This window comes from Kangiella sp. (assembly GCF_014762745.1).
In the GTDB taxonomy this organism is placed as follows: domain Bacteria; phylum Pseudomonadota; class Gammaproteobacteria; order Enterobacterales; family Kangiellaceae; genus Kangiella.
Genome location: NZ_JABURJ010000091.1, coordinates 112,993 through 124,708 on the forward strand (window position 1 = coordinate 112,993; position 11,716 = coordinate 124,708).

Annotated in this window: 9 protein-coding genes; all 9 read right to left on the reverse strand. The window is 43.3% G+C overall.

Going from position 1 to position 11,716, the window contains the following annotated elements; genetic code table 11:
- Positions 1-17: 17 nt before the first annotated feature.
- Positions 18-1,229 carry a tryptophan synthase subunit beta gene (gene trpB / locus HUJ19_RS06865; RefSeq protein WP_290622972.1) on the reverse strand — a complete coding sequence of 404 codons (1,212 nt, stop codon included), beginning with the start codon at positions 1,227-1,229 and terminating at the stop codon, positions 18-20.
- On the reverse strand, positions 1,226-2,686 hold the full coding sequence (gene trpCF, locus HUJ19_RS06870; RefSeq protein WP_290622973.1) for a bifunctional indole-3-glycerol-phosphate synthase TrpC/phosphoribosylanthranilate isomerase TrpF: 1,461 nt from the start codon (positions 2,684-2,686) through the stop codon (positions 1,226-1,228). The genes trpB and trpCF overlap by 4 nt, the downstream gene beginning before the upstream one ends.
- Positions 2,679-3,686: an anthranilate phosphoribosyltransferase gene (trpD, locus tag HUJ19_RS06875; protein WP_290622974.1), complete on the reverse strand. Its 1,008-nt coding sequence runs from the start codon at positions 3,684-3,686 to the stop codon at positions 2,679-2,681. Before trpD ends, trpCF begins: the two co-directional genes overlap by 8 nt.
- Positions 3,670-4,290, reverse strand: a complete 621-nt coding sequence (locus tag HUJ19_RS06880) for an aminodeoxychorismate/anthranilate synthase component II (protein ID WP_290622975.1) — start codon at positions 4,288-4,290, stop codon at positions 3,670-3,672. Before HUJ19_RS06880 ends, trpD begins: the two co-directional genes overlap by 17 nt.
- Positions 4,287-5,879, reverse strand: coding sequence for an anthranilate synthase component 1 (locus HUJ19_RS06885; RefSeq protein WP_290622976.1), 1,593 nt, complete (start codon positions 5,877-5,879; stop codon positions 4,287-4,289). The genes HUJ19_RS06880 and HUJ19_RS06885 overlap by 4 nt, the downstream gene beginning before the upstream one ends.
- Entirely contained in the window at positions 5,869-6,903 is a 1,035-nt protein-coding gene (gene aroF, locus HUJ19_RS06890; RefSeq protein WP_290622977.1) for a 3-deoxy-7-phosphoheptulonate synthase, read from the reverse strand. The genes HUJ19_RS06885 and aroF overlap by 11 nt, the downstream gene beginning before the upstream one ends.
- 481 nt (positions 6,904-7,384) lie before the next feature.
- Entirely contained in the window at positions 7,385-8,095 is a 711-nt protein-coding gene (locus HUJ19_RS06895; RefSeq protein WP_290622978.1) for a ParA family protein, read from the reverse strand.
- Positions 8,096-8,184: 89 nt separating this feature from the next.
- Positions 8,185-11,145, reverse strand: coding sequence for a PilC/PilY family type IV pilus protein (locus tag HUJ19_RS06900; RefSeq protein WP_290622979.1), 2,961 nt, complete (start codon positions 11,143-11,145; stop codon positions 8,185-8,187).
- 11 nt (positions 11,146-11,156) lie between these two features.
- On the reverse strand, positions 11,157-11,714 hold the full coding sequence (locus HUJ19_RS06905) for a hypothetical protein (protein WP_290622980.1): 558 nt from the start codon (positions 11,712-11,714) through the stop codon (positions 11,157-11,159).
- Positions 11,715-11,716 lie beyond the last annotated feature (2 nt).

Genomic DNA, 11,716 nt, shown 5'->3' on the forward strand with positions numbered 1-11,716 from the left:
TATCAGAATTTGGTATGTTAAACAGTCTCTTTCAGGAGACTCATGACATGAGCTAAATCTTTATCGCCGCGTCCGGACAGGTTGACCAGAATATTCAGTGGTTCACTGGATTCTGCAGCTAACTTTTTGGCATATGCCAATGCATGCGATGATTCAAGTGCAGGAATAATTCCCTCGGTTTTTGATAACTCCTGAAATGCCTCTAAGGCCTCTTCATCGGTCACCGAAACATATTCAGCACGACCGGCAGTCATTAAGTGGACATGCTCAGGTCCAATACCTGGATAATCGAGACCGGCAGAGACTGAATGCGACTCTTGAACCTGCCCTTCGCCGTCCTGTAGTACATAAGTTCTTGAGCCATGCAAAATGCCCTCACGTCCTTTTAATAAAGTCGCGCCATGGGCTTTGGTATCGAGCCCCTTGCCAGCTGGCTCAACACCAATTAATCGAACATCCTCATCTTTAATGAAATCTGCGAAAATACCAATCGCATTAGAGCCTCCGCCGACACAGGCCACAACAGCATCAGGCAACTTACCAATTAACTGCTTCATTTGCTGCTTGGCTTCTTCACCAATGATTTTCTGGAAAGTTCGCACCATTTTTGGAAACGGTGCTGGACCAGCTACTGTACCCAACAAATAGTGAGTGCTTTCGTAGCTCGATGCCCAATCCCGCAAAGCTTCATTGATGGCATCTTTTAAGCTGGCACTACCATTGTCTACAGGGATGACTTCTGCCCCCATCAACTGCATCCTGAAAACGTTAGGAGCCTGGCGGTCGCAATCCTTTTTGCCCATATAAATTGTCGCTTTTAAACCCAGTAAGGCACAAGCCAGTGCTGTCGCCACACCATGTTGACCAGCACCGGTTTCCGCAATGATGCGATGCTTACCCATTTTCTTGGCTAATAAAGCCTGAGCCAGAACCTGATTGGTTTTATGTGCACCGCCATGCAACAAATCTTCACGCTTGAGGAATATTCGCGACTGATTAATGCGTGCGTAAGATGTGCACTCGGTCACCGGCGTTGGGCGTCCTGCATACTCCTTGAGTAAACGGCTCAGCTCAGTTTGAAACTCATCATCAAGCAATGATGCCTCGAATGCCCGATCAAGTTGCTGCAATGCTGGCATTAATAACTGTGGGACAAACTGTCCGCCATATTGACCAATATAAGCACCATCAAACTCGAAGTTAGTAGGTGAGTTAACTTTTTGATTCATGATGAGATACCTCCAACAGCAACTCGGGTTAGATTACTTCCTAATACTGGTGCTGTAGATTTTGAATGATAACGTCCTGACTGTGGCCGACAATGACTAAAAAACTCTTCAAGCAAAGCTTCGCTCTTTATTCCTGGACTAGACTCAACTGAGCTGGATAAATCTACTTTGACTACACCCAGCTTTTTGAGCTGTTGAATGTTATCTGCACTGACCCCACCTGCTATACGAAGCTTTGTCGCACGAAGGTCTGAGTCCAACTGGCTAAGTAGCGACCAGTCGAAAGTGACACCGGTACCGCCCCGCTGACTTTGTGCTTTATTAGTCACTTCAGTATCCAGCAGCACCTCATCAAAAGTTTCGAGCAGAGCCTTCAATTCTGAGGTAAGATTTTCCACTGATAGCTGTTCTCCAACGTGGAAAACTTTTGACACCTTAACGGAGGGCAATTGTTGCTTAATCTCTTGAGCAAGCTGTATCGTTTCGTCACCATGCAATTGCACAATTTGCAACTTATAGTCTTGAGCAGAAGCTACAACCTCATTAATCGATTGGTCTTGGAAAACACCAACCAGAGGCTTAGTTGAACTAATCGCTTTATGGGTAACAAAACGCTTTGAGTTGGGCGCAAAAATAAGACCCACTGAGCTGACAGGAGAAGTTTGCAGAAAGTCGCAATCAGACTGTTGCGTAACACCACACACTTTAATATCGCCATACACCAGTTGCCGAGCTGCTAACTCCAGGTTAACTTCCTTCATAAGACTGGAACCGACCAGGCAGGCATCTGAAAACTGCGAAAGCTCTAATACATCTTGATGGGTATTGATACCGGACTCAGTAATAACTAATCGGTCGGCCGGTACTTTTTGTACGAGTGCTTTGGTGTGCTCAAAACTGGTCGACAGGTCTTTTAAGTTGCGATTATTAATGCCAATAATTTTAGCATCCAACTTAATGGCTCGCTCAAGCTCTACTTCGGTATGTACTTCGGTCAGCACATCCATATTTAAAGCCTCGGCCTGCTCCTCACAAACTTTATAATCTCTATCGTTAAGAACCGACAGCATTAACAGTACTGCATCAGCTCCAAAGTGACGAGCCTGGCGAATCTGTTTTGGTGATAAAATAAAGTCTTTGCACAATAACGGCTTATCAGTAAGCTCTCTTGCTTTCTGCAGGTTGGAAAAACTGCCACGAAAAAAGCGTTCTTCAGTTAACACCGAAATAGCATCTGCATATTGATCATAAACAGGAACAATGTCATCTAAATCAAACTCAGCGCGAATCAGCCCTTTGGAGGGCGACGCTTTTTTGCACTCCATGATAAACCCATAATGAGGCTTACTGAGCGCATCAAAAAAGCTTCGTTGACTTGCCTCTAATTCGGTATAGTCAGGCGTATTACCAATGACATTACGCTTATGTTCGAGGATGGTTTCTAGTACATTAAGCATGGGAAGCATCCTTAATCATTTGTAACTGCTGATAGGCTCGGCCACTCTTCAATAAATCTTTAGCAAGCTGTGTTGCTGCTTCAAAATCATCCGCAAGATTATTCAGAACCAATAAGGCCCCACAATTTACAGCCACCATATCAATATGCGCATCACTGCCCTGGCCTTTCAGCAATTGCTTGGCAGCAAGAACATTATCATCAACACTGCTTGCCTGAATGCTGGCAATGCTGTGTCGTTCAATGCCAAAATCTTCTGGCGAAAGAGTAAGCTCCTCAATGACACCATTATTGAGCGAAACGGCAAAGGTGCTGTCATGCACCGCGATTTCATCCAAACCTGAGCCATGCACCACCAGAGCTTTTTCTGCACCAAGAATTTTTAGGATCTCAGCAAAAGGACGACAATACTTCTTATCATAAACCCCAAGTAACTGGACTTCAGGTAACGCTGGGTTTGCCAATGGCCCAATCAGGTTAAAGATAGTCCGTGTTTTAAGTGACTGCCGAATTGGCATTACATGTTTAACGCCCGGATGATAGTCTGGCGCGAACAAAAATGAAAAGTTCACTTCATCTAAAAGCTGCTTGCTCTTTTCTGGACTGACATGAATATTCACACCAAGCTGCTCCATTAAGTCTGCAGAGCCACACTTTGATGAAACCGACCGATTACCGTGCTTCACTATTTTGATACCAGCAGTCGCCGCTAACAAGCTGACAATGGTTGAAACATTAATAGTATTCAAACCATCACCGCCAGTTCCACAGCAATCACTTACCGAATAATCATGACTCGGAAACCTCACTGCTTCTTGGCGCAACGCGTAAGCAGCGCCTGCAATTTCCTCAACTGACTCACCTTTGGTTTTTAATGCTGCCAACATGGCTGCAACCACAGGAGCTTCGACCTGACCTTGCAAAACAGCCTGGAACGATTCGGTTGCCTGCGAATAATTCAAGCTTTCGCCTTGATAAATGGATTCAAGCAACTGCATCATGACTAGCCTCCTTGGCAGCTTTACCCGAGTGCCTTTTAACAATATTTATGAAGTTACGCAGCAACTTATAACCAGCGAAACTCATAATGCTTTCAGGGTGAAACTGAACACCGAAGATTGGCAACTTACTGTGTTGAACCGCCATCACTTCACTCTGTTCTGACTCGGCTGTGATTAGTAGTGATTCAGGTACAGTTGTGGCGACCAGAGAGTGATAACGAGCTACCGCAATACAATCTGTGATATCAGAGAACAGTCCTGAACTTTTATTTAATTTAAGCAGCGAGACTTTTCCATGCACTACTTGCTGTGCTTTCTCAACCACTCCACCAAAAGCTTCAACTATAACTTGATGTCCTAAACAAACACCTAAGATTGGCTTTATGTTTTGAAAGTCCTGTAGCAGCTTCACACAGCAACCTGCATCTGATGGCTTGCCTGGGCCAGGCGAAAGCACAATACAATCTGCTTTATTGGCTAAATTAGAAACATAGCTATACTCAGCATCATTACGAACAACGCTGACTTCAAATCCAAGCAACTGCAATTCATAGTCGAGGTTGTAAATGAAGGAGTCGAAGTTATCGATCAATAATGCTTTCATGCTGCATCCTCCTTCAAACTCTGCTGCACAAGAAGGCAAGCATTAAGCACCGCTCTAGCTTTATGGAATGTTTCATTGGCTTCCAGCTCTGGCACCGAGTCATACACAATCCCAGCTCCTGCCGAAACATGAGCTATACCATTAGACACTTCCGCAGAGCGAATGATAATAGCGCTGTCAAACTCCTGATTGGCATTGTAGATACTGACAGCCCCACCATAATAACCGCGCGGCTTTTGCTCTAATTGACGAATGATTTCGACCGCTTTGATTTTTGGTGCGCCCGTTAAGGTTCCCATATTGGCGCAGGCTCGGTAGGCATGCATTGGATTAACATCATCGCGCAGTTCACCAATAACTTCTGAAACCATATGCATCACATTGGAGTACTTTACGATACGTTTCAACTGTGTGACCTGGCGACTTCCTGCCTTAACAACCTTTGCTAAATCATTACGGGCCAAGTCGACCAGCATCATATGCTCCGCCCCTTCCTTTTCATCACTGATAAGTTCAAATTCAGTTTTTGCGTCCAGCTCAAAGTTAATGGCACCGTTAGAGGCAATAGCACGCTTACGCGTTCCAGCAATGGGGTAAAGGGTTACTTTGTTAGTATCAAAAACTTTTAAGGCACTTTCAGGGCTCGAGCCAAATAACTGACTGTCATCAAAGTTAATGAAGTACATATATGGCCCAGGGTTAGACTTTCTCAGCACTTGGTAGGCATTAAAGGCATCATCACAATCAGTCGAAAATGTTCTCGACAACACCACCTGGAAAGCATCGCCTTCAATGATATGTTGCTTAACTTTATTCACATTGTCGGCAAACTGTTTATCACTGACGTCCAACTGGAAATCACTGCTCTGCAATGGACTAAATGTGGTATTAGCTGATGTTGCCGTTAAAGACGGTGCTTTTGATGAAGACTCCAACTTTGATTCTATCGAGTCTATGGCTACGCCTAGTCGAACAGTATTACCAGCATTGCCACCAAAACCTTTAACAATAATCTTAGCGGACTGTGAGTCATCTTCTTGAATGACTAACTGGTCAGCAAGATAAAATCTAAAGTCAGGTGTTGTCTTGTTAAGTTCAGGCAAAGACTCATACTGATCCACAAGGTCAAAACTCATGGCACCAATTAAACAGGAACTGACATTATCGACTTTTTGCTCACATTTGATCTGCTCGGTTATCAAAGTCAGTACATCTGAAATAGTTGGCTGAGTCAGACGTTGGTTTTCATTGAGCTCACTGCCACCATTTGTTTTTTCGAGTGTATAAGTGATAGTCTCTTTCGATGCTTGCTGGGAAAAACCAGCTAGAGCTTCATCAGCTTTTGCAAGTTCTGCTATAAAGCTTTTCCCATTATCGTTTAAGCTTTTGATGGTTACAGTGCCATCCAACCCTTCTATAATCGCTGCCGCTGAAACCATGCTAATACTACGCTTACTCTTCTGAGTGCCAGGCTCTGCCGTCTCCAACAGTGCGGTATGAGCCAAGTGACCATTCTCAGTTAAAAGACCAAACACTTCGCAGGGCAATAAAGACAACGGTAGCTTTTTGGTTAGCGTATTAACTTGCATACGCCACCTCTGCTAGTGTTCTGCCACTTGCTGTAACAAATGGAGCAAGCTGCTGCATCAAGTTATGAAAGTCTTGTGGCGATAATGCCTGAGCGGCATCAGAAACGGACTCTTTAGGGCTTCTATGACATTCAATAATGACACCGTCAGCTCCACAGGCTACTGCTGCTTTAGCCATTGGGGAGACCAATGTACGAACTCCAGTTCCATGGGATGGATCGACAATTACAGGAAGGTGGCTACGCTCTTTGATGAAGGCTACGGCATTCAAATCCAGCGTATTGCGAGTGGCGGTTTCAAAAGTCCTGATGCCACGCTCGCAAATCATTACATTAGGGTTGCCGCTAGCAACAATATATTCGGCGGCAAGCAATAACTCTTCAATTGTTGCTGATAATCCACGCTTGAGTAATACGGGCTTCTTGGTTTCACCCACTGCTTTAAGCAGCGTGTAATTTTGCATATTCCTAGCACCAATTTGAATCGCAGAAATATAACGCGCCACATCATCCAAATCTTTAACGTCCATCAGCTCGGTAATGGTGTCTAAACCGGTTTCCCTGCCAACGTTATGCATAATCTTTAGACCTTCAACGCCCAGCCCCTGAAAGGAATAAGGACTGGTGCGTGGTTTAAAGGCACCACCGCGTAGCACTGTAGCTCCAGCCTGCTTAACGTAACGCGCAGTTTCTAACAGTTGCTCCTCACTCTCAATGGCGCACGGCCCTGCCATGATCGTAAATTGCTCAGAACCCACCGGCGTATTGCCAACCTGCACGACAGTATCCTGTGCATAAATTTCGCGGCTAACCAACTTGTATTTGCTTAGTACAGGTTTGACTAAATCAACCTGTGGCAAGTTTTCCAGGTGAAGAGACTCAAGCACGCGCTCATCTCCTAGCGCACCAATTACAGTGCGCTCAACACCTGGCATGTGTAAAGGTTTTAAACCTGCCGCATCAATTTTTTGTAGGATTTCTTGCGCATCCTGCTCAGACGCATCAGGGCGTAGAATAATAATCATTGTGTGTTCCTCATTTTAAAATTAAATCTCAATAAACCTTGTGAAGTGCTTGCCCTAATTGGCAAGCAGAAATAAATTGCAGACATAAAAAAAGCCCGCACAACGGCGGGCTTTATCGTCTTTCCTCAAGACAATACCCCGCCCTACCGGAACCACCACCAGTTAGCCATTAGGGAAATGTCAGTTTTCAAATGTATTGTCATAGTTAAATTCTCAATCTGTGTTTAAGTTTTGTGGCCTTAGCTCAATCAATTCCAATTCTGTCAGGCATAAAAAAAGCCCGCTTTTGCGGGCTTTTAAAATCTTGATGTTATAAATATCTTACAAACAACAAAAGGCCCGCTACTTAAGTAACGTGCCACCACCAGATGTTTTGTATGATATTCATATTCATGCCGTTCAATCTAAATGATATTGTTTACAGGGTCAACTATTTTTGTCTATTTATATAATTAATTGCAATAAACAACTATTAATCGCTTTATTTTCCTTTAGCGAACTTTTCAACCTGACTCTCGGTCTTAAGCCTGGACTTCGGTAGCTGTGATATCAGTCTTTCAATATTAGAAGTCAGTGACCAGATCTCAAGTTTAGCCGCGGGGTCATGCCACTCCGCCACTGTAAGGCCTTCTGCAAAAGAATCTAGATAAGCTACACGATTGCCTAGCTTAGTTGGAAAGTCATCTATCGCCAGCTCCTGCTTAGCGTTTGCGACAACATTATCTGCAGAATTGGTACGTACGCGATAACGATTCCAACAGATTCTCGCTTCCAGATTAGGATTCAGTTGCTTGGCTTCATCCACTATTTCCGCAAGATGCTTGGTGGACCAAACCTCTATTGGTGATGGGCTCAAAGGGATAAGTGCTAGATCAGATAGCAGAACCACTGCTCTGGTTAGGTTGGTGATTCTTGGATGGCCGTCTATCAGAATATAATCGTATAGGTCAGTATTTTCTCGAACCTGTTTTTGTAGGTGAGCAAGATTCTTAGCAGAAATAACATCCATATTTTCAATGAGATACTGCTCATCACGTACCCGGTACCAGGTTTCTAGAGAACTTTGCGGATGATCAGTATCAATCATCAAAACTTTACTTTTATCGGATAAGGTGGAGGCGATATTGGCACATAGAGTGGTCTTGCCTGCCCCACCTTTCATCTGAACAAAACTAATGACTTTTGCGCGCACAGAAAATCCCCGTATCCTGTAGTTTTACATAATTCTACATGACACGGGGCAATTCGCAAGCCAGAGCTTTCATCTTTAATATCAAAGAGTTAGTCGTTTTTAACTTGCTCTAGCTCTTTTTTGGTTAATTCACGCCATTTGACAGTGTTTAATTCATTTAAGTAGTCACACTCAGCCCCGCTACAAATAACTTCAAGACCAACCAACTTAACGACATCTCCGGCTCCACCATTACCATCGTCAGGATAGACCACGGTAGGCTCAGGGGCGATACCCAAAAAGCCTAAATCAGTTGAGCGCACGTACTCAACAAATTCGCCATTTTGATTGTTTTTCTTGAAAAATATTGGCTTTCCATCCAACACACTCACAGTATATAGCTTGTTCTGTCCGGCAATTGCTTTACAGGTATTTTCTTCTTCGTTGTCCTCGTCAGAGCCTGGCTTATATGTTGTAAACAATACTCTGTAGTTAATGGTTGAAGCGTCTGCCAACACTTTTTCCCCATCTGCAAGTCGAAGATACCAGCCATTGTTAGTTGTTTCATGATCAAGAATATCAAAAATACCAACATACCGGCCTTTCGTTTCATCATTTGGATCAGTATCAACTTTATCCGTTACATCATAGAGAGTACTTTCAGTAAGTACCTGCTCAGGATATCCACCAGTGAGAATATGCTTGTCATAAAAGACATAGAAACGGTCATTAGTGTCCTCTGCAAGTGGATGTGCTCGGAAACCAGAACCCACCGCAATTAAAGCCATGGTCTTACCACGAAGTTTCACAAAGGAAACGTCTGGGCGGTTATAGAAACGTCGATTTCCTACAACTCCAGAGCCCGCAATATCCGCGAGCTTCACACCATAAATTTGAGTATTACTATTTTTATTTTCCTGTGTAATATCAAACCGGAATAGCTGACCACCCGTATCAGTAGCATAAATATGTTCAATGGTACCGCTACCTCGTAAATCTCCTGCGGAAAGATCTGATGCAAAACTGTTAGTTAGTTGGCTAGCAAAATCACCACCTCTTCGATCTATGGCATCATCTCTAGCATTCCATAACATTTGGCCCGAAACGGCATCAGCAATAAAAATATTGTGACCAACAGTATCAGGTGTATTTGCTTCGAGTGCATGGTTATCCTGATTTTTGGCGTCATATCCACCACCAAAAATCATGACCAATTTTTTTCCACCTTTCCACTTGATGTGACCGATGATCGGCTTAGACCAGGTCTGACCTAGTCCTTCGTAATAATGAACGCTATCCCAACTAAGTCCAGCAGTAATTTCTTCCGAAGTTGCTAAATCACCAGTGATAGTAAACATGAGTTGTGGTCTTGCCGAGTCAGAAATATCAATAGCATAGTAATTCTGCCCGCCCCGACGCATTCCGACATACAGATAGGCTTTTTCCCCATCATCCACTTTACCATTTCGGTTTTTATCCTGATGATAAACAGTAATATCACCATCTAGTCCATACATACGACTGGATACACTTGCCAGCGTATTATTTTCAAAAAGTTCAGCAGTATTTTTTAATAGCTGCCTTGGGATAAATGACCACTCTTCCTTTCCGCTATTGTCTGCGGTATTAATAGCGTGCAGATAACCTTCGTTGTCACCCATAAATAACAGACTTTTATCTGCATAGTCAATAACAACTGGCTTAGAGTGAAGAGGATCACCATATCGCTTAATGGTTCTATCAAGCTGGTCATCTCCATTACTATCGATTTCAACCGAACCATTAAATAACCACTCGATATGATTTGTTAATTGAGCATCGCTGGCCGTTGCAGGAAGGCCAAGTAATTGACGCGTAATTTTGTTGTTAGTTGTGGAAATCTTATTTTTCTGTGTCCAGAGGTTTTTTTCTAAAATGTTAGAGTAAACATTGCGAGGCATATCCATCGCCTGTGCGGCACCACCTAGTGCTAACTTGTTACCATCAAGCAAACTCCAGGCACTTGAAGCTGACTCCAGGAACTGCCCATTATCATCCACTGCAACTGCATCATTGCTATCAACAACCTGGCCGTCTTTCAAATAATACTTTTTTAAATTGCCATGCCAGAACTGTGTTTTAGCAGGCTGGAACATCGCAAGGAAAAGCTCATTGCTGCTGTTCAAACGGTTGCTTTGACTGAAGGGCACGCTTGGAGCAACCATCATACTTTGTTCAATGTCACTCTGGATTGATGTTTTAAAAGCCTCAACCAGACCCTCAGTACTATCGGCTGTAAATGCTTTACCCTTACCATTGTCAGCAACATTCTGTAAGAAATCTCTGGCGCCTTGATTTTCAAGGGCAAAAGCGATGGTATGTGTTTTTACCTGTGATGGGCTTATTTTTGCAACCTGATCGGTGCTTGATAAATAACTTGCAAGTTTTTCAGTACAATCCTTACCGTCATCACTTCTCTGACAACTTTTCCCTGTCATAGCCGTAATCTGATCGCGATAATGATAGCGATCATAAGACAAACTGTTCGGCTCACCATCAGTCAGGAAAACGATATTGCTGGCATTACCACAACCCGGAGTAATTGGGGAAGGGAAATTCCCATACTCTCCACGGTAGTAACTTGCAGCTTCATATAAAGCTCCGGCTGATAAAGTACCACCATTAGCCTCAAGCGAGTTAATCGTCGCTAATAATTCTGCTTTATGGTTATTAGCTGTCAGCTCTTTAACTTCATGTTGCAAATCAATATTATTGCCTGAAGAATAAGTAACCATTCCGACTTTTACATTATCTGGCAAGTCGTTTAAGAAAACTTCTAGAGCTTCCTTCATAATCTCCAAGCGAGACTTTTCTCCATTAGAAGGATAGCAGCTTGGGTATGGTTGCCCCCAGCGGTTTAATCGACAGGTATCAGTAGTCCATGCCATTGACCCAGAAACATCGAGAACCAGAAGCAAATTAACGTCTTGTGCTTCCCCAAAATAAACTTCAGTATCATCTGCATGCAATAAAACAGGCATTAAACCTGCAATTATCAATAGCGCTGTTATTAAACTTTTTTTAATAAACATAATCCCCTCACTTAAAGCGTTTTATTGCAACTACGCACAGCACTGACCCACTCTTCAATATGGGTATTCGCTTCGCCGACATCGGCAATATCGTTGTTATTAACATCCAGAGTTCCTTCGCCAATCAATTGAAAAGAATGGCAGCCTAACCCTGTGTTATCCCAAGAATTACCTAGACACTTTAATGCTGCAGTTTCACAGTCATGATAAAAAGCTTCTACCTTTGCTTTTAATAGTTTGTCTGACTCAAGTCGGACATCAGCATCACAGTCAACCAGATCACCCACCTCATTGGTGCACTGGACATAACCATTTTTTGGAGCTGGCAAGCTATCCCAATAGGCATCTTCGGCAGTAGTCACAATGTGTGAAGCATCATAATGATAAGTGCTAACATAAGAACTGTTAGCAGTCTGGGCAGCATGGAACACCATGGTGTCTTCCTGATTAACTACCGCGATCTTTTGCGATGAAATTCCCGAAGACATGATGGAAACGCCTAATAATGCCATGATGGCCAAAATAATCAGGCCCATGATTAACGAAAAACCATTTTGATTATTAATCATAG